Annotated in this window: 21 protein-coding genes; 6 read left to right on the top strand and 15 right to left on the bottom strand. The window is 70.6% G+C overall.

Annotation, left to right across the window (positions count from 1 at the left end; all coding sequences use genetic code 11):
• Positions 1-149: 149 nt before the first annotated feature.
• Positions 150-1,682: an acyl-CoA carboxylase subunit beta gene (locus tag Q0812_RS12670; RefSeq protein ID WP_302110715.1), complete on the bottom strand. Its 1,533-nt coding sequence runs from the start codon at positions 1,680-1,682 to the stop codon at positions 150-152.
• A 152-nt stretch (positions 1,683-1,834) separates the two neighbouring features.
• Here Q0812_RS12670 and Q0812_RS12665 point away from each other — a divergent pair, with 152 nt between their 5' ends.
• Positions 1,835-2,011, top strand: a complete 177-nt coding sequence (locus Q0812_RS12665; protein ID WP_302110714.1) for a hypothetical protein — start codon at positions 1,835-1,837, stop codon at positions 2,009-2,011.
• A 112-nt stretch (positions 2,012-2,123) separates the two neighbouring features.
• Here Q0812_RS12665 and Q0812_RS12660 read toward each other — a convergent pair whose 3' ends face one another.
• Positions 2,124-2,900, bottom strand: coding sequence for an ATP12 family chaperone protein (locus Q0812_RS12660; protein WP_302110713.1), 777 nt, complete (start codon positions 2,898-2,900; stop codon positions 2,124-2,126).
• Positions 2,901-2,993: 93 nt separating this feature from the next.
• Between Q0812_RS12660 and Q0812_RS12655 the strand changes: the two genes are divergently transcribed.
• The gene (locus Q0812_RS12655) at positions 2,994-3,533 is read left to right on the top strand and encodes a hypothetical protein (protein ID WP_302110712.1); all 540 of its coding nucleotides are present in this window, start codon (positions 2,994-2,996) and stop codon (positions 3,531-3,533) included.
• A 2-nt stretch (positions 3,534-3,535) separates the two neighbouring features.
• Here Q0812_RS12655 and Q0812_RS12650 read toward each other — a convergent pair whose 3' ends face one another.
• From Q0812_RS12650 to crcB, 5 genes are read right to left on the bottom strand one after another with little or no spacing between them, the layout of a single operon-like run.
• On the bottom strand, positions 3,536-4,195 hold the full coding sequence (locus Q0812_RS12650) for an HAD family hydrolase (RefSeq protein WP_302110711.1): 660 nt from the start codon (positions 4,193-4,195) through the stop codon (positions 3,536-3,538).
• Positions 4,192-5,991 (bottom strand): putative 2OG-Fe(II) oxygenase, encoded by a 1,800-nt coding sequence (locus tag Q0812_RS12645; protein ID WP_302110710.1) that lies wholly within the window; start codon positions 5,989-5,991, stop codon positions 4,192-4,194. The genes Q0812_RS12650 and Q0812_RS12645 overlap by 4 nt, the downstream gene beginning before the upstream one ends.
• Positions 5,988-7,823, bottom strand: coding sequence for a putative 2OG-Fe(II) oxygenase (locus Q0812_RS12640; protein WP_302110709.1), 1,836 nt, complete (start codon positions 7,821-7,823; stop codon positions 5,988-5,990). The genes Q0812_RS12645 and Q0812_RS12640 overlap by 4 nt, the downstream gene beginning before the upstream one ends.
• Positions 7,820-8,818 carry an RluA family pseudouridine synthase gene (locus Q0812_RS12635; protein WP_302110708.1) on the bottom strand — a complete coding sequence of 333 codons (999 nt, stop codon included), beginning with the start codon at positions 8,816-8,818 and terminating at the stop codon, positions 7,820-7,822. The genes Q0812_RS12640 and Q0812_RS12635 overlap by 4 nt, the downstream gene beginning before the upstream one ends.
• Positions 8,815-9,201: a fluoride efflux transporter CrcB gene (crcB, locus tag Q0812_RS12630; protein ID WP_302110707.1), complete on the bottom strand. Its 387-nt coding sequence runs from the start codon at positions 9,199-9,201 to the stop codon at positions 8,815-8,817. Before crcB ends, Q0812_RS12635 begins: the two co-directional genes overlap by 4 nt.
• 163 nt (positions 9,202-9,364) lie before the next feature.
• Between crcB and Q0812_RS12625 the strand changes: the two genes are divergently transcribed.
• Positions 9,365-10,513: a hypothetical protein gene (locus tag Q0812_RS12625; RefSeq protein WP_302110706.1), complete on the top strand. Its 1,149-nt coding sequence runs from the start codon at positions 9,365-9,367 to the stop codon at positions 10,511-10,513.
• A 3-nt stretch (positions 10,514-10,516) separates the two neighbouring features.
• Here the strand turns inward: Q0812_RS12625 and Q0812_RS12620 are convergent, their stop codons facing one another.
• Complete coding sequence (locus tag Q0812_RS12620; RefSeq protein ID WP_302110705.1) at positions 10,517-11,008, bottom strand: CC0125/CC1285 family lipoprotein; 492 nt, start codon at positions 11,006-11,008, stop codon at positions 10,517-10,519.
• A gap of 171 nt (positions 11,009-11,179) precedes the next feature.
• On the opposite strand from Q0812_RS12620, the gene Q0812_RS12615 reads away from it, so the two are divergent.
• A complete protein-coding gene (locus tag Q0812_RS12615) occupies positions 11,180-12,400 on the top strand; it encodes a hypothetical protein (protein ID WP_302110704.1) in 1,221 nt (406 codons plus the stop codon).
• Here Q0812_RS12615 and Q0812_RS12610 read toward each other — a convergent pair.
• The 5 genes from Q0812_RS12610 to Q0812_RS12590 form a co-directional block, all read right to left on the bottom strand.
• Positions 12,377-13,117, bottom strand: a complete 741-nt coding sequence (locus Q0812_RS12610; protein WP_302110703.1) for an RluA family pseudouridine synthase — start codon at positions 13,115-13,117, stop codon at positions 12,377-12,379. The two genes, Q0812_RS12615 and Q0812_RS12610, sit on opposite strands and share 24 nt — an antisense overlap.
• A 54-nt stretch (positions 13,118-13,171) precedes the next feature.
• Positions 13,172-13,612: a hypothetical protein gene (locus Q0812_RS12605; RefSeq protein WP_302110702.1), complete on the bottom strand. Its 441-nt coding sequence runs from the start codon at positions 13,610-13,612 to the stop codon at positions 13,172-13,174.
• 79 nt (positions 13,613-13,691) lie between these two features.
• Complete coding sequence (locus Q0812_RS12600) at positions 13,692-14,066, bottom strand: DUF1622 domain-containing protein (protein ID WP_302110701.1); 375 nt, start codon at positions 14,064-14,066, stop codon at positions 13,692-13,694.
• Between the two features lie 27 nt (positions 14,067-14,093).
• Positions 14,094-15,422 (bottom strand): replication-associated recombination protein A, encoded by a 1,329-nt coding sequence (locus Q0812_RS12595; protein WP_302110700.1) that lies wholly within the window; start codon positions 15,420-15,422, stop codon positions 14,094-14,096.
• A gap of 31 nt (positions 15,423-15,453) precedes the next feature.
• Positions 15,454-16,884 carry a Do family serine endopeptidase gene (locus Q0812_RS12590; protein ID WP_302110699.1) on the bottom strand — a complete coding sequence of 477 codons (1,431 nt, stop codon included), beginning with the start codon at positions 16,882-16,884 and terminating at the stop codon, positions 15,454-15,456.
• 119 nt (positions 16,885-17,003) lie between these two features.
• Here Q0812_RS12590 and Q0812_RS12585 point away from each other — a divergent pair, with 119 nt between their 5' ends.
• Together Q0812_RS12585 and Q0812_RS12580 are read left to right on the top strand one after the other, a co-directional pair.
• The gene (locus tag Q0812_RS12585; RefSeq protein ID WP_302110698.1) at positions 17,004-17,906 is read left to right on the top strand and encodes an ABC transporter ATP-binding protein; all 903 of its coding nucleotides are present in this window, start codon (positions 17,004-17,006) and stop codon (positions 17,904-17,906) included.
• Complete coding sequence (locus tag Q0812_RS12580) at positions 17,893-18,756, top strand: hypothetical protein (protein ID WP_302110697.1); 864 nt, start codon at positions 17,893-17,895, stop codon at positions 18,754-18,756. The genes Q0812_RS12585 and Q0812_RS12580 overlap by 14 nt, the downstream gene beginning before the upstream one ends.
• Here the strand turns inward: Q0812_RS12580 and Q0812_RS12575 are convergent, their stop codons facing one another.
• A complete protein-coding gene (locus Q0812_RS12575; RefSeq protein ID WP_302110696.1) occupies positions 18,757-19,224 on the bottom strand; it encodes a GNAT family N-acetyltransferase in 468 nt (155 codons plus the stop codon).
• Positions 19,221-20,600 carry an amidohydrolase family protein gene (locus tag Q0812_RS12570; protein WP_302110695.1) on the bottom strand — a complete coding sequence of 460 codons (1,380 nt, stop codon included), beginning with the start codon at positions 20,598-20,600 and terminating at the stop codon, positions 19,221-19,223. Before Q0812_RS12570 ends, Q0812_RS12575 begins: the two co-directional genes overlap by 4 nt.
• Between the last annotated feature and the right edge of the window lie 45 nt (positions 20,601-20,645).

Genomic DNA, 20,645 nt, shown 5'->3' with positions numbered 1-20,645 from the left:
GGAATCTTCCGAGCGTGAGGCGGTGCGGCGCCGCGGTCCTTCCCCTCCACCGCCTGCGGCGGTCCCCCTCCCCACCGCTACGCGGCAGGGAGGAGACAGGAAGGGTCATCTCTCAGCCGCAGGAGAGCCGGGAGGTCGGGCGGGTCGACCTACAATGGAATATTATCGTGCTTCTTCCACGGGTTCTCGGCGCGTTTGTTGGCCAGGGTGCGTAGCGCCCGGATCAGGCGCCGGCGCGTGCCGTGGGGCATGATGACGTCGTCGATATAGCCGCGCTGGGCGGCGACGAAGGGGTTGGCGAAGCGGTCCTTGTACTCGGCCTCGCGGGCGGCCAGCTTTTCCGGGTCGCCGGCCTCTTTCCTGAAGATGATCTCGACGGCACCCTTGGCGCCCATGACCGCGATCTCGGCGGTGGGCCAGGCGTAGTTCACGTCGCCGCGCAGGTGCTTTGAGCTCATCACGTCATAGGCGCCGCCATAGGCCTTGCGCGTGATGACGGTCAGCTTGGGCACGGTGGCCTCGGCATAGGCGAAGAGCAGCTTGGCCCCGTGCTTGATGAGGCCGCCGTACTCCTGCTTGGTGCCCGGCATGAAGCCCGGCACGTCCACCAGGGTCAGAAGCGGGATGTTGAAGGCGTCGCAGAAGCGCACGAAGCGGGCGGCCTTCCTCGACGCGTCGATGTCCAGCACGCCCGCCAGCACCTGGGGCTGGTTGGCGACCACGCCCACGGTCTGACCGTCCAGCCGGCCGAAGCCGCAGATGATGTTCCGGGCGTAGCCCTCGGAAATCTCGAAGAAATCGCCCTCGTCCATGACCTTGAGGATCAGCTCCTTCATGTCATAGGGCTTGTTCGGATTGGCCGGGACGAGGGTGTCCAGGCTGGGGTCGTCGCGCTCGGCCTCGTCGAAGGTTTCGATGACCGGCGGCTTTTCGCGGTTCGACGGGGGCAGGAAATCAATCAGGCGCCGCACCTGTGAAAGCGCTTCGAGGTCGTTCTCGAAGGCGCCCTCGGCCACGCCGGACTTCTGGGCGTGAACCCGCGCCCCGCCCAGGTCCTCGTGGGAGACCTCCTCGTTGGTGACGGTCTTCACCACGTCGGGGCCCGTCACGTACATGTAGCTGGTGTCCTTCACCATGAAGATGAAGTCGGTGATGGCCGGCGAATAGACGTCGCCGCCCGCGCACGGGCCCATGATGACGCTGATCTGGGGGATCACCCCACTGGCCAAGGTGTTCTGCAGGAAGATGTCGGCATAGCCGGCCAGGCTCTCCACCCCCTCCTGGATGCGCGCGCCGCCCGCGTCGAACAGGCCGATGATGGGCGCGCCGTTGGTCATGGCGGCCTTCTGCAGCTTGACGATCTTGGACGCGTGGGCGCCCGACAGCGAGCCGCCGAAGACCGTGAAGTCCTTGGAGAAGACATAGACCAGCCGCCCGTTGATGCGGCCGTGGCCGGTGACGACGCCGTCGCCCGGCACCTTCTGATCGGCCATGCCGAAGTCGGTGCAGCGGTGCTCCACGAACATGTCGGTCTCTTCGAAGGAGCCCTCGTCCAGCAGCACGCCGATGCGCTCTCGCGCCGTCAGCTTGCCCTTGGCGTGCTGGGCGGCGATGCGCTTTTCGCCCCCACCGATGCGGGCCTGGGCGCGGCGGCGTTCCAGCTCTTCGAGGATCTGCTTCATCAGGCGAACTCCTTTGGCGCGGGCAGGCTTAAGCAGGGCGGCGGAATGACGCAAGCAACGGCGCTGCGAAGGTGCAACCGAGCGAAGGCCTCGCGGGTTACGGGATGGAGGACGGCGCCCCGCCGAGCCTCCAACAATCAAGGAAATCAATCATGGCCAACGAGCAAACCCAGGACCCGCAACGCCAAGACGAGCTGAAGGGCTCGCGTCAGACCGAGGCGAAGCTGAAGCAGGAGCAGAAGGGCGGCTCCACCGAGCGCTCCACCGAGGGCTCCACCGGCGGCTCGCCGAATGACGTGAAGACGCAGCGCCCGGACGAACGCCAATAGGCGCCTGACCGCCATCTAGCGGTACGGATGGGAGGATCGGCAATCGCCGGTCCTCCTTTTTTGCGTTGGGGGGCCATGGGCCCGGATCTGAGCTGGGCCTGATCGAGGGAATCTACAGGGGCTGAGCCAGCAGGCCGAACCACCGCGCCACGACCAACGCCTCCTTGCGCAGGGCCGCCGTGCGCTCGGCGGCCTCCTCGTCCTCGCCCCACTGCTCGACCTGGAAGGCTTCGTCCAGCCGCGACAGTTCGAACGCCTCCTCGCCTGTGAGGACGCCCTCCAGCACGGCGAAGGCCAGCACCGTCGAGCCGAACAGGGCCGCGGCGTGCGCCAGTCCCGTCAGGCGAAAGGCGTCCTGCGCCTGGGCGCGGGCCAGGGCCGCGGAGAGGGCCACCGCCGGCTGAGCCACGTGGCTGACGCCCGAGCCGACCTTGAGCGGACAGCCGAACCTCTCCGCCGCCCAGTCGCGCCACGGCCCCCAGCGCTCGGCCTGACGCTGGACCAGGGACCGGGGCTGATCAGCGGGATAGCAGAGCACGTCCGAGCCGAGATAGCGCACCGCCTCCTCGGCCACCTCGGCGTGGTGGTCGGCCACGCGGTCGATGGCGGTATAGGCCAGGCGGGTCAGGGGCATGGTCTCGGGCCGCAGATATTCGCCCTGGGCGGCCCATTCGGCGGCGACCGCCGCAGCCAGCGCCTGGGTCGGCAGAACCAGCCGCCTTCCCGCCGACGTTTTCAGGTCGCGATGGTCAAGCCTGACGCCGAAGCCACCCTCGGCCTCGGACGCTGAGGCCTCTGTCCAGAAGCGGCGTACGCGGTCTTCAGCCTCGCGAAAGCCTTTGCGTGGGGCGATGGTGGGGTCGAGGGACATGGAGGGGGGCGTTTTCATCGGGGCTGTCCTTATAATGGCGGCGCGCCGATTGCACGGGCACCCGCGGCCACACCCATGCGTTATGGCGATGGACAACTAGGAGGTTCTTCGATGCGCGCCCGAATGTGCTTCGCCGTTCTCGCTCTCGCTCTCGCCGCCTGCGAAGACTCGCCCCCCGAGGACGCCGCCTCGCCGCAGACCGCGCCAATGACCGTCCCGGCCTCCATGCCGAAGGAGAATTCGGCTGCCGGCGCGCCGCAGGAGATGAACATGAGGCCGGCTTTCCTGGGCGCGCTTACACCCGCCGATATGCAAAGCCTGCCGGCTGTCGAGGGTTGCACCTTCCGTCGGGGCGAGGCGGCGCTGGTGCACCTCGTCAGCGGCAATGGGCTTGGACGGCCCCCGGGCGACGGCGTGGCGCGCGTCAACGGCGCCCTGGTGCACCTTTCGGGCGTGCCGGTCGAGGTCAGCGACATCGCCCGCAACGACCGCTATCAGGCCGGCCCCGCGGTCATCGAAATCCGCCTCGCGCCTGATCTCGGGCCGTCACGGAGCGTGGGCGAAGGCGCCCTGTCGCGGCCGGCGCGGCTGGCGATCATGGTGGCCGACGAAGGCGAGACGCTGGACGGCGAGCTCGTCTGCGCCAGCTGAACTCAGTCCAGCAGTCGAGCCCCCAACTCCTCGAAGCTGATCGCGATGTGGTGCGCGCCGGCCTCGGCCAGCTCCTCCGCCGTGTGGAAGCCCCAGGTCACGGCCTGGGCCCAGGCGCCGCAGGCCAGCGCCATGCGCACGTCATGACCGGTGTCGCCCACCATCACTGTCCGCTCGGGTGAGGCGCTCGAGGCCCGCATGGCGGCCGCCAGCATGGCCGGATCGGGCTTGCCCGGCCCGTCCTCGGCGCAGTGGCGGCTGGTCAAGACCACATCCCAACCCTGGGCGGCCACAACCCGCTCCATGCCGCGGCGGGACTTGCCCGTGGCCAGGGAGAGCTTCACCCCGGCCTTTGACAGGCCGCTCACCAGCTCGGCCGCCCCGGGGAACAGCGGTTCGATGAAGCCGGGTTCGGCCACCATGGCCTGGTAGGCGCGGCGGTAGGCGGCCTCAAGGTGATCCAGCCGGTCCGCCTCCAGCCCGGGCATCGCCTCGGACACCGCCTCGCGCAGGGACAGGCCTATGCCCCGCCGGACCGCCTCGTACGCCGGGGCCTTGAGACCGCAGGCGGCGCAGGCCTCACGCATGGCGCGCAGGATCAGGGCCCGGCTGTCCACCAGGGTGCCGTCGATATCGAACACGACGAGCTTGGGACGCCTCACGCCGGGCTCGCTGATGGGATGACGTCGAAGGCCACGGTGTGGCGCACCTCGCCGGTCGTGAAGGGTTCGGTGCCGTGCCACATGTAGGACGGGAACAGCACCAGCATGCCCGGCTGGGGCCGCACGAAGTGCTCCGGGGGCAGCGGCGGCTGCGCCGGAAAGCCGGGCCGGCCGAACTGGATCCAGCCTTCGTGACCCTGGCCCAGCGCCTGCTCCGGCGCGCGCACGTAGAAGGCCGACGACAGCCAGCCGGCCGGGTGCACGTGATCCGCGTGATGCCCCCCGGCGCGCTGGATCACCGACCAGGCGCCGTTGAAGCGCCAGTGCGGCGCCAGCCGCGAGATCATCTCGGGCGGCCAGTTCGCCGCCTCGGCCCGCATCTCGGCGATGTGCGTCTCGATGGCCCGGCTGAGCTCCACGAACAGGGCGCGGATCACCGGCTCGTCGCGCCGGGTCAGGTCGCCCACGGTCTGCACGGCGTCGCGGGTGGACTGGCCGAAGGGCGGCGCCCTGTAGGGGATCAGCCGCTCCAGCTCGGCCGCCAGATCGGACAGGAAGGCGTCGAGGCTGCTCCAACCCTCAGGCGTTTCGATCAGCCGGGGCCGAACCACGCGGGCGTAGTCGTAGAGGCGACCGTAGCGAGGGTCGCCCTTCTGACGCCAGGCCGAGGCCAGCAGGGCCAGATAGAGCTGGTTGCCCGGCTGCCCCCGCACCAGCCGCGTGGCCAGGGCTTCAGCCGTGGCGGCTTCGCCGACGCCCAGCAGCGCCATGGTCTCGGCCCCGCCCACCTGCTCGTCCGCGGCGCCCAGACCCCGCGCCGTCAGGGCGTGGGCCAGGGCCGCCCTGGGCTCTCCGGCCTCGGCCGCCGCGGTGACGGCGTCCAGCTGCAGACCCAGGTCCTTGGGGTGGCGACGCGCCGCCTCGGCAGCGGCCTCGTAGGCGGCGGCCGGCCCCAGCGCGAACAGCCGCGCCCGCGCCAGACCGCGCCAGGCTTCGGCGTCGTCGGGCGTCTCCCGCGCCCGGCGCTCCAGCGGCTCGAGTGCGGCCGGGTCGCCCGACGCCATCCAGTCCAGCTGGACCTGCTCCATCAGGATGGCGGAGTTCCTGAAGTCCAGCGCGGCGGCCCGACGCAGGCTCTCGCGCGCCTCTTCGGGCAGGATCAGGGGCACTTCGGACTTGGCCTTGACCAGCCACACCGCCGCCACGTCCAGGCCGCCGTCGAGGGCCGCCTGGGCGGCGCGGCGCGCCTCGGCGAAGCGCCGCTCGCCGTGGCAGAGCACGGCCAGGTCCGCCTCTTGCTCGGCCGTTCGACGGGGGATCGCCTGATAGGCCGCGATCGCCTCAGTGTTGCGCTCCAGGGCCGCCAGGGCGCGGGCGTACAGCCCCTGCTGATCAGGCGCCTCGGAGGGCCCCAGGGCGACGATGTCGGACCAGGCCTGGCGCGCCATGAGGAGGTTCAGCAGCTGGCCCCGGGCGGCGGCGTCCCCCGGCCTGAGTTCGATCAGGCGACGCAGGGCCTGCTCGGCGCCGTAGTGGTCGTTCAGATCGAGCCGCACGCGGGCCAGGCTGGCCCAGGACGAGGCGTCGCCGGGACGCGCCTCCACCAGCTGGGCGAAGGCCTGGGCCGCGCCCGCCGCGTCGCCGACCTGATAGCGGCACAGGGCCTGACCCTTCAGCGCATCCAGATCGTCCGGGGCCTCGGCCACACGCTGGTCCAGCAGCGCCAGCGCCTCGCGGGCCCGGCCCTGGCGCAGCAGCAGGCTGGCTTCGGCGGTCAGCGGATGGGGGCCGCTCACGCCGCGGATCCCTGCGGCACGGCGTCAAAGGCGACGGTCAGGCGGGTGTGTTCGCCGCCGAAGGGCTCGGTGCCGTGCCACATGTAGGAGGGGAACAGCGCCAGCAGCCCCGGCTCGGGCTTGATGTAGTGCTCGGGCCCCAGCGGCGGCCGCGTCGGGGAGCCCGGCCGGCCGAAGGCGATCCATCCCTCCTTGCCCCCAGCGTCCACCTCGGGCGGCAGGTCGATGTAGCAGGCCGACGAAATCCAGCCGGCCGGATGCACGTGGTCAGCATGGAAGCCGTTGGGCTTCAGCCGCACCGACCAGATGCCGGCCATGCGATAGCTCTCGGCGACCCGGCGGCGCAGGGGATCGCTCCCCTCCCCCAGCGCGGCGATGTAGCGGCGGATGGGTCCGTCCGCCGCCTCGAAGAAGGCCTGGATCGCCGGGTTGGGCGAGCGCGTCAGATTGCGGCTGGTCTGGGTGCCGCCGCGCAGGGACTGTCCGATCGGATGGGTGTGCAGCGTATGCAGTTCGACCAGCGCCGCCTTCAGATCCTCCAGATAGCCGCTCAGCGAGGACCACCCCTTCGGCGTATCCAGCCGTTCCGCCCGCACGAAGGCGCCATAGTCGTAGAGCTGCGCGTATCGCTCATCACCCAGCATGCGCCAGCAGAGGGCCAGGCGCGCCAGGTGAAACTGATCGTTGGGCTCCCGTTCGTGCAGCGCCAGGAGCTCGGCTTCGGCCGTCCTGGCCTCGCCCAGCGCCAGCAGGGCCTCCAGCCGCGCGTTCACGGGCGGGCGGGTGCCCGGAAGCCGCTCAGCGGCGCGGTTGGCGTAGTCCAGGGCCAGCGCAGGGTCCAGGTGCAGGGCCGCCTGGCTGGCCGAGATGCAGGCCACGGGGTCGCCCGCGTCGGCCGCCTCCCGCACGACCTCCAGCCCTCCGGCATGATCGCCTGCGTACTCGCGGATCTTGGCCTTCACCGCGAGCAGGGCGGGAACGGGCCGCGACAGGCGCCGGTGCAGACTGTCGATGTCCGCCGCCGCCCGTTCCGGATCGCCCGTGCGCATCCAGGTCAGGTGCGCCAGATCGCGGTGGGCGTCGTCATAGTCCGGCTTGCGCCGCAGGGCCTCGCGCAGGGCCGCCTCGCCCTCGTCGTGCCGGTCCTGGGCCTGCAGCGTGCGGGCCAGCACCAGCCAGGTCTCGGCCCGGTCGCCGCCCTCCCGCGTCATGGCCTGGCGGATGGCCGCCTCCGCCTCTTCGGCCCAGCCCCCGTGCAGCAGGGTCGAGGCCAGGTTGTGCCAAGCCACGTGGCTGTGGGGCTTGAGCTCGCACAGACGCCGCATCAGCGCCGCGGCGTCGTCATAGCGGTTCAGGGCCTGCAGCCGGCGCGACTGATCCGAGACCAGGTCGACGGCGCCCGGATGCCGTTCCACCAGCGGCGCCAGCACCGCGGCGGCGGCCTCGGGCCGGCCGGTGCGGCCCAGCAGATCAGCCAGAGGCCGCGCAGCCGCCACGTGATCCGGGTTCAGCTGAAGCGCCCGGCGCAGTTCGGCCTCAGCCCCGTCGATCTTGCCCTGCATCATGCGCGCTTCGCCGAGGTGGGCGGCGATGTCCGCCGAGCGCGGTGCAAGCCGGGCGGCGGCGGCGAGCACCGTCTCGGCGCCGACCGGGTCCCCCAGCATCAGATGGGCCACGCCCAACAGCCGCTGCGCCTCCGCCGCCGCAGGGAAGCGCGCCGTCACCTGAGCCAGCAGGGCCTTGGCTTCCTGGGCCCGGCGGGCCTGAAGCAGCTGCCCGGCCTGGCCCAGCGCCCGCGCCAGCATCGGATCGACCGCCGCGCCTGGTATCATCGCCGGCGCCCCTGATTTGAACCGTGGAAGGGATCGGCCTCGGCCTCGTCCTCCGAGAAGCCGAAGCGCTGGAAACCGGCCTTCATTTCCGGGCTCAGCGGCGCCTCGACGATCAGCAGTCCGCCCGTCGGATGGTCCAGCTCGATGCGCCGGTGATGCAGTTGCAGCTTCAGCGGCCCCGACAGCTCGCCGGAGGCCTCATCACCATATTTCGGATCGCCCAGAATGGGATGGCCGATGGCGTTCATGTGAACTCTCAGCTGGTGGGTGCGGCCCGTGTGCGGGCGCAGCGCCAGCCAGGCGGCCTTGGGCCCCGCGCGGACGACGGTGACATAGTCGGTGACCGCCGCCTGCGCCCCCTCCTCCTTCGGATGGGCGGGCCGCACCATCTCGCGGTCGCCGACGCCGGTCTTGACCAGGGGCGTCTCGATGGTCCCCGCAAGCGGTTTGGGATTGCCGGCCACGATGGCCCAGTAGGTCTTCCTGGCCCTGCGCTTGGCGAAGGCGCCCGCCAGCCGCGCCGCCGCCTGGGGCGTCTTGCCCAGCAGCAGCACGCCCGAGGTGTCGCGGTCCAGCCGGTGCACCAGGCGCGGCCGCTCCAGCCCTTCGCCCCACGCCGACAGCAGCCGGTCGATATGGCGGGTCGTCTTGGTGCCGCCCTGCACCGCCATGCCGGACGGCTTGTTCAGCGCAAGCACGGCCTCATCCTCGTAGAGCACCAGCCCCTTGGCGAAGCGCTCCTCCTGAAGGGACAGACGCCCGGCGCGGTCGTCGCGCGGCGCGGCTTCGGGCAGGGGCGGCACCCGCACCTGCGACCCCGCCATCAACCGTTGATCGGGCTTGGCCCGACCGCCGTCGACGCGGATCTGGCCCGAGCGCGCCAGCTTCTGGATCTGTACCTGGGACACGTGCGGCCAGCGGCGGCGGAACCAGCGGTCCAGGCGCACGCCCTCTTCCCCCGCATCGACGGTCAGCATCTTGACCTCGCGACTCATGCGAACAGCCGCCGCATCAGAAACAGGCCCATGGCCACCGCCGCGCAGGCGATCAGGGTCGAGGCTACGAAATAGCCCGCCGCAAGGCCGAACTGGCGCCGCTCCAGCATCAGGATCAGCTCCAGGCTGTAGGCCGAGAAGGTGGTGAAGCCGCCCAGCACGCCGACGCCCGCCAGCAGGCGCAGGCTCTCCTGCCCCGCCCCGCCCCTCAGGGCCAGCCAGCCCACCAGCAGACCCATCAGAAGGCCGCCCAGGGCGTTCACCGCAAAGGTCCCCCAGGGCCAGGCCGCGCCGGGCATGAGGCGCCCCAGCCAGGCGCCCACGCCATAGCGGGCGGCGGCTCCGGCCGCGCCTCCGGCGGCGACGAGAAGATAGGCTTGCATCCCCCGCTTATAGCGCGGCGCGGGCGCTTGCGAAGCCTGGCGGCAAGTCACGCAATCCGTGCTAGCGTGGCCGTGGCACCGCTTCGCGCCTGGGGCGAAAAGCCTTGGGTTCCGGGGCGTTCCGCCGCCAAAGATCGAACCTCTGTGGACTCGCGGCATCGGCATGAGCCAATACGACGATCATCACGGCCATCTGGGTCACACGACGGCGCCTCCGCCGGGCGCCGCCGACCATGCCGATCGCGAGGCGCCGCCCGTGCGTCCGCCGCGCCGCTCAGGGCCCCTGCGCGCCGCCGACGGCATCCTCAACCCCATCTCGGACAGCGAGTACTTCTCCGAGGACCCTGAGGCGACCGAGCGCGTCTCGGCCCACATCGACGAGTATTTCAACCAGCCGCTCGACATCTTCCCCTTCTGGGAGACCGAGAAGAAGCCCGACCGCTTCCACGTGCTGTTCGCGCGCCAGATCGAAGAGCGGTTCCCCGCCGACGTCGACCTGCGCAGTCATATCTACGAGTACGGGCGGCGCGTCTTCGACGCCCTGCGCGTGCATCAGTTCGTCAAGCGTCTGAACCAGGCGCTGGCCCTGGCGGGCCTGGGGGCCCTGACGGTGCTGGGCCCGGCCTATTTCGGCGGCTGGGTCGGCGATGAGATGGGCGGCGTCGCTCTGGCCGCCGGGGCCATGCTGCTGGTGCTGGGCGTCTATTGGGGCATCCAGCAGATCCTCTTCATCCAGTACCGCTTCCGGCTGGAGAATGACTCATACCAGCTCTCGCGCGAGATCGTTCAGCGCACGCGCGAGCTCCAGAACCTGTTCACCCAGGGCCGCGCCATGGCCGACCAGGCCGAGACCCGCTACCAGCAGGACGGCAAGGCCTGGGGCCAGCGCGCCCTCTATCTGACGCGGCTGGTCATGTGGCTGGGCGCGCGCATGGAGTATCTGGAAAAGTACGTCCAGATGGAGCTGTGGCGGGTACGCCGCGAACGCTACTGGATGCGCTGGGGCGCGCGCATCTTCACCCCCGCCGTCTTCATTCCCTTCGCCTGGTGGCTGGCGGTGCAGCCGCCGGTGGTGGGCCACGAGCCCGCCTTCCGCATGCTCCAGGGGCTGGCCGCGGTGCTGGGCCTGATCATCACGGCCATGTCCTACCTGATGTGGCGCACGCCCACCTCGGCGGTGCAGGACAAGCTGGGCATCGAGAACTGGGTCCGCTACGCCTCGCTAGACGTGGACAACTCGGTCGCCGATCAGGTGCGCCGCGACAAGGAACGGCTGGTCGAGTACCGGGCGCTGACGCGGGGTGGGCGGTAGGCTTTACCTCCCCCTGAGCGCGTCCACCACCTGGCGGGCGTCGAAAGCGCTGGACCGGTCGGGGCGCGGGCCGCGGCCGGTGATGATCTCCAGCGTGGTCGAGGTGGGCGACGGCCCCTCGAAGTTCAGTCCCACGCCGACCCCCACGCCCGAGGAACGATAGCGCCCATAGCTGGACGAACCGGCGCCGATGGAGAGGCTGGGCCGAACGCCGCCGGCGCTGTCGGGCCGCCCGTCGATCCAACGCTGGGTCACGTCGAACCAGTCGTCGCCGTTCTGGAGCGTCAGCTCTGCCGCGCGCAGCAGGGCCCGGTCCGCCACGGGACCGGGATCGCCCACGCCGCGATAGGTCACGCGCCAGCGGTTAGTCTCGATGCGCTGCTCGGCGAAACCCTGGCCGTCCGGCCGCACCTGCGGGCCATAGGGGGCCAGACTGGCGCAGCCGCCCAGGATCAGGGCGGCGGTTAGGGCGACAAGGGCGGGGCGAAGCGGCATGGCGAAACCTCGGATCAGGCGGCTCTGGAACAACGGCGCGAAGCCGTGGCCGTTCCCCTGAAATGGCGAAGCTTGATGATGCGCCGCTAACCGTGAGCGTCAACGCCCCGTTGAGCCTGCGCGCCGCACACTGGCGGCCGAGTAAAGAGTAAGGCGTAAGAGGGGTCCGCCATGGACAGGTTGGTGCAGTGCGACCGCCGTTCAGCCCTGGAGCATCTTTCCGGCTCGCCCCTGCTCGCCGAAGGGGCCGTGACCCTGATCAGCGTCGAGGCCGTCAGGGACAAGGCCGGGCCGCGCTGGGACCGCAAGCGCGACGACGTGGCCAGCTATGTGCAGCGCAAGCTGGAGGAGCATCTGGCGCCGCACGATCTCAGCTTCCAGATCAGCGATACCGAGTTCCTCATCGCCGCCACGGCCGAGACGCCCGCCGCCGGGCGCGCCCTGTGCCTGAAGGTGTTGCAGGACGTGCTGGTGCATTTCCTGGGCGCGGCCGAGCTGGGCGACATGAACCTGCGTACGGTCGACAGCATCGCCGGCGACGAGCTGGCCTGCACTCGGCTGGACCCCGCCCGGATCGCGCGCGCGCCGAAGGCGGCCGCAGAGCCCTCGCCGCCGACAGACGTCATCGCCAGGCCGCGCCAGACCGCGCGGCTCGATCCCGTGGTCGAGCGGCAGAAGAACCCGGTCAGCTTCAGGGGCGTCACCGGACGGCGCCTGAAGGTCGCCTTCAGCACCACCCCCATCCGCAACCTGCGCCAGGAGGCGATCGCCGCCATCCGGATCGGCGTCAGCATCATCGACGAGGATGAGAACGTCGTGCTGGGGGCCCACGGCCTGTCTCAGCTGAATGACGACGACATCGCCCAGATCGACCGGGCCACGCTGGAGTTCGCCGCCCTCTTCCTGGAGCAGGCGGTGGGCGACTTCGGCGGCGGCCTGATCGCCCCGGTTTCGTTCCGCACCGCCGCCACGCGCAAGGGCCGCCAGGGGATGATCCAGGCCTGCGCCGAGGCCCCCAGCGCCCCTTGCCTGCTGGTGCTGGAGATGAGCGGCGTGGACCACGGCACGCCCGGAGGGCGCATCGCCGAGGTGCTGGGGCTGGTCGGCGGCCTCTGCCGCGCCGTCTTCGTGCGGCCGCCGCTGGAGCGCCGCACGCTTGAGCACCTGCGCGGGGTGGGCTTCCAGGGAGTCTGCCTCGAGGTGGGGCCGCTTATCACCGAGCCGGCGCCGTCGGCCCAGCGCCTGCTGCAACTGGGGGCCCTGTTGCAGGGTCTGGCGCCTGTGAAGGTGGCCCTGGGTCTGCCCTCGGAGCCGCTGGCCAAGGTGGCCCAGACCGCCGGCTTCACCCATGCGGGGGACCCGCCGGCCTCAGCCCTCGACGCCGCCGCCTAAGCCCGCCGCCACCAGGGCGCGGAAGTCCTCCGGCAGGGGCGCCTCGACGCGCCGCTCGCCGCCCTCAGGGTGAGGAAAGCTGAGGCTGGCCGCGTGCAGCATCAAACGCTGGGCCGTCCGCCCCGCCAAGGTCAGCGGCCCGCCATAGCGCGCATCGCCCGCCAGTGGCCGGCCCAGATGCGCCATGTGGACCCTCAGCTGGTGCATGCGGCCGGTCAGGGGCTGCAGCTCGATCATGGCCGCATGGTGTGACGCGCTGAGCGTGCGATACCGGCTATGGGCGACGACCGCATCCGGGTCGCCCTCGGCGCAGACGCGCATGTAGCTTTCCCGCCCGATCTCGGCCCGGCGCAGCCAGCCCTTCACCTCGCCCTTGGGTGGGTCCGGCGGGCCCTCGGTCAGGGCCAGATAGGTCTTTCTGAAGCGGCCAGCGGCCAGCGCCTTGCCGAGGAAGGCGGCGGCTGGCTTGGTCTTCGCGGCCAGGATGACCCCGGAGGTGTCGCGGTCCAGCCGGTGGACGAGGTGCGGCCGCTTGCCGTTCGAACGGGCGAAGGCCCACAACAGGTCATCCAGGGTGTGGGCCTTGATGCGCCCGCCCTGGCTGGACAGCCCGGATGGCTTGTTCAGGGCCAGGAAGTGCGCGTCCTCGGCCAGAACCCAACCGCGCACGGCGGCGATCTCGGCCTCGGACAGGGATACGGGCGGCTGGAAGGTCACGCCTCCCTATGCCGCCCGCCCCGGCCTTGCGTCCAGCGCCTAGGCGTAATCAGCTTAGCGCAGGACGCCCTTCTTGCTCATGCTCCAGGCGTACCAGGCCAGGAAGGCCGCGATCACCACGATGACCCACGGCATGTAGCCCATCATCGCCATTTCGGGCGTGAGCGGCGGCGGGTTCATGAACTTGCCGTAGATCAGGCTGACCACCGCGCCGATCAGCGACAGCACAAAGGCGTGGACTGCCCAGCGACGGCGCATCAGCAACAGGATCGAGCCCAGCACCGCGCCCCAGACGCCCAGGATCCACGGAACCCACATCCAGGTGGGCATGGCGTTGTAGTAGTCGATCATCGCCTGGCTGAAGCCCATGCTGCGCATGTAGGCGTCGCCCTGGGTCGTGGTCATGATGAAGTCGTAGCCGCCAAAGCCATTCCAAAGCAGGCTTAAGCCGCCGACCAGCCACAGGTGCCACGGCGCCTTGGTCGTATCCGTCATTGGTTTTCCCTCCCCGACTGACGTTCGGTGAAGCTACGCTCGAGTCTTGAGGCGTTCAATCCCTGAGTTGAATGCCCATTCAACCGCTGCCTTCAGAGGCCTGGGCCTTTTCGATCTCGCGCTGGAGAAAGTAGTTCAGCGCCGTTCGCAGGGCGGCGATGGCGGCCAGCTTGCCGATTTCGTCCCAGGTGGGCGCCACGGCCGTCTTGAGAATGTCGGCCGCCAGCAGGAACTCCAGCGCCAGGGTCAGCCACCGGCCCAGGCGCAGGCGGATCTCAAGCTTCTTGTTCAGCGCGGCGTGGGTCCCGCCGCTGGGCCGCAGCTCGCCCCCGAAGGCGACGGCCGTGCGCCACAGGGCTTCCACGACGGCGACCGCAATGATCAGGGCGGCGACCGCCTCCACAATGACGGCGACGAACAGGGCCCCGTCCTTCAGGAATGCGTCGGGCAGCATCCAGGGCTAACGCCCGCCGCCCGCGATCTATCCCTGCGGCGGTTGTTCGGATCTGGCGCGCCGCAGCGCCGCCCAGCGCTGGAGCCGTTCCCTGATCTTGGCCTCATGCCCCTCGCCCTTCGGGGCATAGAAGGTCTGGCGCTCCATCTCGTCGGGGAAGTAGTCCGCGCCGGAGAAGCCCTCGGGCGTGTCCGGATCGTACTGATAGCCCGCGCCGTAGCCCAACTGCTTCATCAACTTGGTGGGGGCGTTGCGGATGTGGGCCGGCGGCATGAGGGAGCCGGTCTGGCGCGCCGCCTTCTGGGCGGCCTTGAAGGCGTTGTAGACCCCCACGGACTTGGGCGCGGTGGCCAGGTGGACCACCGTCTGGGCGAGCGCCAGTTCCCCTTCCGGACTGCCCAGGAAGTCGTACGTATCCTTGGCGGCGTTGGCGACCAGCAGCGACAGGGGGTCGGCCTCGCCGATGTCCTCCACCGCCATGCGCACCAGCCGCCGGGCGATATAGAGCGGGTCCTCGCCGCCCTGGAGCATGCGGGCCAGCCAGTAGAGGGCCGCGTCGGGGTCCGAGCCCCGCACCGACTTATGCAGCGCCGAGATGAGGTTGTAGTGCTCCTCGCGGTCCTTGTCGTAGGCGGGCGCCCGCTTCTGAAGCAGTCCCGCCAGCCCTTGCGGGTCCAGAGGCTCCTCCCCCTCCGGCAGGGCGAAGAGCGCCTCGGCCAGGGTCAAGAGATACCGCCCGTCGCCGTCCGCCATGGCGATCAGGGCCTGACGCGCGGCCGGGTCCACCGGCAGAACCCGCCCCTCGTGCGCCTCGGCGCGCTGGAGCAACTGCTCCAGGCCTTGTTCGTCGAGGCGACGCAGGACGAAGACCTGGCTTCGCGACAGAAGGGCGCCGTTCAGCTCGAACGAGGGATTCTCGGTCGTCGCGCCCACCAGGGTTACGATCCCCTCCTCCACGAAGGGCAGGAAACCGTCCTGCTGAGCGCGGTTGAAGCGGTGGATTTCGTCCACGAACAGCAGGGTCGCCTGACCGGCCGCCCGGGCGGCCCGGGCCGCCTCGAACGCCTTCTTCAGATCGGCGACGCCCGAGAAGACCGCGGAGATCTGTTGGAAGCGATAGCCCGCCGCCTGGGCCAGCAGGCGGGCGATGGTGGTCTTGCCGGTGCCGGGCGGCCCCCACAGGATCATGGAGCCCAGGCGGCCGCCCTCGACCATGCGCCGGATCGGACCTGAGGGGCCGAGCAGATGGTCCTGGCCCACCACCTCGTCCAGCGAACGTGGGCGCAGCCGGTCGGCCAGCGGCCCCGTGGGGGCGGCGTCCGAAGCGGGCGCAGCAGTCTCGAACAGGTCGGCCATGCGCCTATGTAGGCGGCCCGTCGCCCACGACCTAGAGCCGCGCGCTGCGCTCGCGCCCGTCGCGGATGATGGTCACCACCGAGCCGCCCTGATAGGCCGCCGCCGCCTCGGCCAGCTCACGCGAAGAGCGGATCGGCCGGCCGTTCACTGCGGTGACCACATCACCGGGCTGCAGGCCTATGGCCGCGGCGATCGAGCCCTGCGGGGCCTCGGTCACCAGAGCGCCCGGTCCGGTGAAGGCGCTGGCGCCCAGCTCGTCCGCCGCCGCCGGCGTCAGATTGACGAAGGTGGCGCCGCTGAAGGGATTGCGGCCCTGGATGCGACGCGGATCGCGCGGTCCGTCAGGCGCGGTGTCCAGACGCGCCGTCACCGTCTGGGCCCGCCCGTCGCGCAGCAGGCTGATCTGGGCCTGGGTGCCGGGCCGCGCGGCGCCGACGCGGAAGTTCAGGCCGCTGAGGTCATTGACCTCGTTGCCGTCCACGGCCGTGATGATGTCGCCTTCGCGGATGCCGGCGCGCGCCGCCGGGCTGTTCGGATAGACCTCGGACACCACCACGCCGCTGGGCCGGTCCAGCCCCAGCGAGCGGGCGATCTCGGCCGTCACGCCCTGGCCCGTCGCGCCCAGCCACGGCCGGATGATGGTGCGCGAGCCGCCGACGGCGCTCTCCACCGCCCTGCGCACGGCGGCGGCGGGGATGGCGAAGCCGACGCCCGCGCTGGAGCCCGAGCGCGAGAAAATCGCCGTGTTGATGCCGATCAGGTCGCCGTCCATGTCGACCAGCGCCCCGCCCGAGTTGCCCGGGTTGATGGCCGCGTCGGTCTGGACAAAGGACGAGCTGTCCGAGATGCCGGTCTCGGTGCGGTTTAGCGCCGAGATGATGCCGCTGGTCACGGTCTGGCCGACGCCGAAGGGATTGCCGATGGCCAGGACCAGGTCGCCGACCTGGAGGTTCTCGCGGTCATCAATGCGCAGGACCGGCAGCTCCTCGTCGAGCTCGTCGATCTTCAGCACCGCCAGATCCTGACGGGGATCGGCCAGAAGCACGCGCGCCTCGTACTCGCGGCGGTCGGACAGGACGATGCGGATCTCCTGTGCGCCCTGGATGACATGGTTGTTGGTCACCACCACGCCGTCGGAGCGGACGATCACGCCCGAGCCGATGGACTGGGCGACCCCCACGCGCGGCTGGCCGCCGAAGAACTCCCAGAAGGGGTCGCGCTGACGCACCAGCTGCAGCGCCGAGATGTTCACCACCGCGGGACCCGCCACGCGCGCCACCGGGGCGAAGGACTCGCGCATGGTGTCGGCGTCGGCCGGGACGCGGCGGTCGCGCTCGGCGAGGCTGTCGTTGAAGCCCTCCTGCGCCTTGGACCGGTCAGCCTGGCCGCAGGCGGCGAGCGACAGGCAAAGCGCGAGCGCGAGCGAGGTGGTCTTCATCAGGCGCCATCCGGATGTGAGCATGTCCCCCCAATCCTGACGTGGATTTCGACAGGATCAAGGCCGGGAGGTTTCAGAACCTTCATGTATGCCGGTCGTTCCTGGGCTTGCGCCCCCCCGCGACGCAGGGGCACCCTCCCCCCATGACCGATGTCGTTCAGACCCAGAGCCTGACCAAGTCGTATGGCGCCGTGCAGGCGCTGGGCGGCCTTGACCTGATCATTCCGAGGGGCGGCGTCTATGGCGTGCTGGGCCCGAACGGCGCGGGCAAGTCGACCCTGTTCCGCATCCTGCTGGGACTGATCCGGCCCTCGTCAGGCACAGCGACGTTGCTGGGCGGATCGGCCCTGGACCGCCCCACCCTGCGCCGGACCGGCTCCATGATCGAGACGCCGCGCTTTCCGCCCTATCTGACGGCGCGGCAGGTGCTGCATTGGCTGGACCGCGCCCACGGCGGCGGCCGCGCGGCGGACATTCCAGGCTGGCTTGAGCGTGTCGGCCTGTCGGACGCCGCCGACCGCAGGGTGCGCGGCTTTTCCGTCGGCATGATGCAGCGCCTCGGCGTGGCCGCCGCCCTGCTGCACCGGCCGGAGGTGGTGATCCTGGATGAGCCCACCAGCGGCATGGACCCGCCCGGCATCCAGGACATGCGCGCCCTCATCCGGCGGCTGGCCGACGAGGACGGCGTCACAGTGATCCTGGCCAGTCACCAACTGGCGGAGGTCCAGCGGGTCTGCGACCGCGTCGCCATACTGAACAAGGGCCGGCTCGTGCGCGAGGGGGCGGTCAGCGAGCTGACCTCGCTGGGCGAGCGCCTGCGTCTGCTGGTCGACCGGCCCGAGGCCGCCCTGGGGGTGCTGGGCGCCAAGGGCGCCGGCGAGGACGGCGCTGTCCTGGCCGCCATCGGCCGCGACGAGGCTCCGGCCCTGATCCGCGCCCTGGTCGAGAACGGCGTCGGGGTCATCGAGGCGCGCTGGGTCGGGACCGACCTTGAGAGCATCTTCTTCTCGGAAACCCAGGCGGAGACGACCCATGCCGCCGATTGATGCGATCCGGGCCGAGGGCTACCGCCTGCTGAGGAACCGAGCGGTCCTGTTCTGGAGCGTGCTGTTCGCTCCGATCTGCGCCGTGGCCTTCAACACCATCGGCTTCCTTGTGATGAGGGCCAACGCCGCCAAGTTGCAGGCGTCCGAGATCGACCTGCCGATGATGCGGGGCGAACTGGACCTGATGGAGGCCATGATCCGCACCGCCAGCAGCCTGGCCGGAGCCCCCGAAGCCCTGTTCCTGACCGTGGGCGCCGCCACCCTCTTCGCCTGCGACTACCGGTGGGAGACCTGGCGGCTGCTGACTCCCCGCGACAGCCGCTTCAACCTGATCTCGGGCAAGATCGGCGTGATGAAGCTGCTGGCCCTGGTCGTGATCATCGCCGGGATCCTCGCCGGCGTGGCCGTCAGCCTGATCCAGGCGGGCGTGTTCTCCCGCCCGTTGACCTTCGACGGGGGCGAGGACGCCGTCGTGCGCTGGCTGGGCCTGATCGGCCTGGCGTGGCTGCGCCTGATCCAGTTCGCCCTGGTCAGTCTTCTGGCGGCGGTTCTGACCCGATCCCTGATGGCGGCCCTTCTCGTGCCGCTGGTGGTCGGCGTGGTGCAAGCGGCGCTGCCCTCGGTGCTGGTCCCGATGGGCGTTCCGCCGGACAGCTGGCTGACGGTGCTGCTTTCGCCGGGCACGGCCTATCAGATGCTGAGCAGCCCGCTGGTGGCGACGGGGCCGGGGGCCGTTTCGCTCGAAGCGGCGACGGCGCTGAAGGCCTGGCTGAGCCTGGCGCTCTGGCTGACCGTTCCCGCGGCGTTGGCCCTGCTAGCCTTCAGCCGACAGGACCTGTCGAAGGAATAGCTAGAGCCCGAGCTCCATCTGAACGTCTGATCGGGCGTAGGCGCTAGGTTGACGCGGCAGGTCCGCAAAGCCGAAGGACCGGTAGAGCGTCAGGGCGGGCGTCAGGCGCGAATTGGTCTCCAGCCAGAGCCGCGGGGCGCCCCGCCGGCGGCCCTCCCGGGCGCAGGCCTCCAGCAGGCGGCGCGCGACGCCGCGGCCGCGGGCGGCGGGCGTGACGGTCATCTTGGTGACCTCCAGACCTCCGTCCGCCATCGGCTTGACCGCCACGCAGCCGAGCGCGCCGTTCGCGTCCTCGGCCATGAAGATCTGGCCGCCCTTGGAAATGATCTGGCCGTCGGGGTCGTCGAGGAGCAGGCGGTCACTAGGCTCGATCTCGAAACCCTCGCCGATGATCCAGGCCTCGTTGAGCTCGGCCCAGACGCGGCGGTGGCGCGGCTCGTAAGCGACGATGCGGACCGGATCGCTCAACTGGCGTCAGCCGAGGCGGCGTAAGCTGAGCGGAGGGCTAGCACGGCGTCACGATCGAACAGCTGTCCGGCCAGGACGACCGCCTGGATGTCGCGGGTTCCGGCGATGTCCTCGAGGGGATTGGCGCCCAGGATGACCAGATCGGCGCGGGCGCCGGGCCGGATCGGCTCGCCCATTTCGCCATAGATCATCTCCAGGGGCCCGCTTGTGGCCGCGCGAAGGGCCTCCAAAGGCGTCAGACCCGCCGCGGCGAACATCTCAAGTTCGCGATGGGCCGCCTCGCCCGGAACGACGAACGGGTTGGGCGTGTCGGTGCCCACGACCAGCCGCACGCCCGCCTCGTGCAGGCGGCGCGTCAGGGCCAGGCGCTGCTGATGCCCCCGGGCCGCGGCGGCCCGGTCATCCTCCTCCAGGCGACGGCTGGCGCGGGTCAGGCTGGACCGCCAGAAGTCCCGAGCGGCCTCTCCCACATGGGCCAGGACGGGATCGCTCATCCACGTCTCGAGCGTTTCGGGCCGTGCGGCGCTGCGCTCACGCTCCCACAGGGTGGGGACCACCCACACGTCGGAGGCCGCCAGCTCCGCCGCAAGGATCTGGGCCCGCGCCTCGTCGACGGGCGCGCCCAGCCAGTTGTCGACCCACCAGGGCGTTTCGGGACCTTCTGCGCGCACCGCGCCCATGAAACTGGTCATGTGTTCGATGGACCAGAAGGCGCGCAGGACATCCGACATCGGCGCGTCGTCTGGCGGATGGCCGCCCACACGCATCGACTGTTCGGCGGCCTCATCCAGGATCGCGTCGAGCGTGGCCGGGGACACCCGGTCATAGATCTTGATGAAGTCGTAGCCCGCCGCGGCCTGGGCGACGACGGCGGCGCGGCCGGCGGCCGGATCGGCGACGACCGTGTTGTCCCGCCTGATCGGCGACTCTCCGTCGAGAATGGGGCCCGCCGTATGGATTCGCGGACCGATGAGTTCGCCCGCGGCGATCCTGTCGCGCCATTCCAGAATGTAAGGCCGTCCATCCATGCTGCGCACGGTGGTGACGCCGTAGCCCACGAACAGCTTGAGCATCTCCGCGTTGCGCTCGTGCTCCAGGTGGGCGTGAGCATCGACCAGGCCGGGGATGAGATAGCCGCCGGCGCCGTCCACCACCCGCGCGGCCGCGACGGGCCGGCTCGCCGCCTCCTGGATGGAGACGATGCGGCCGTCGGCGATCAGGACAGTTTGGGCTGGAACAACAGTCCCGGTGGAGACCTGGACCACGTTCAGGTTGGTGATCGCCAGATCAGCCGGTTCGGCGGTGACACTGGATGGCCCCGCCTGGCTGGCGCAGCCGCCCAGGACGAGCAATAGCGAGAGGATAATCGCGCGCATGGCCTACGCCCCCGAAAGTCGCGAGCTGAAAGCCTATCCGGAGCG

Source organism: Peiella sedimenti (assembly GCF_030504955.1).
GTDB lineage: Bacteria > Pseudomonadota > Alphaproteobacteria > Caulobacterales > Caulobacteraceae > Brevundimonas > Brevundimonas sedimenti.
This window is presented reverse-complemented; position numbering and strand designations above follow the sequence as displayed.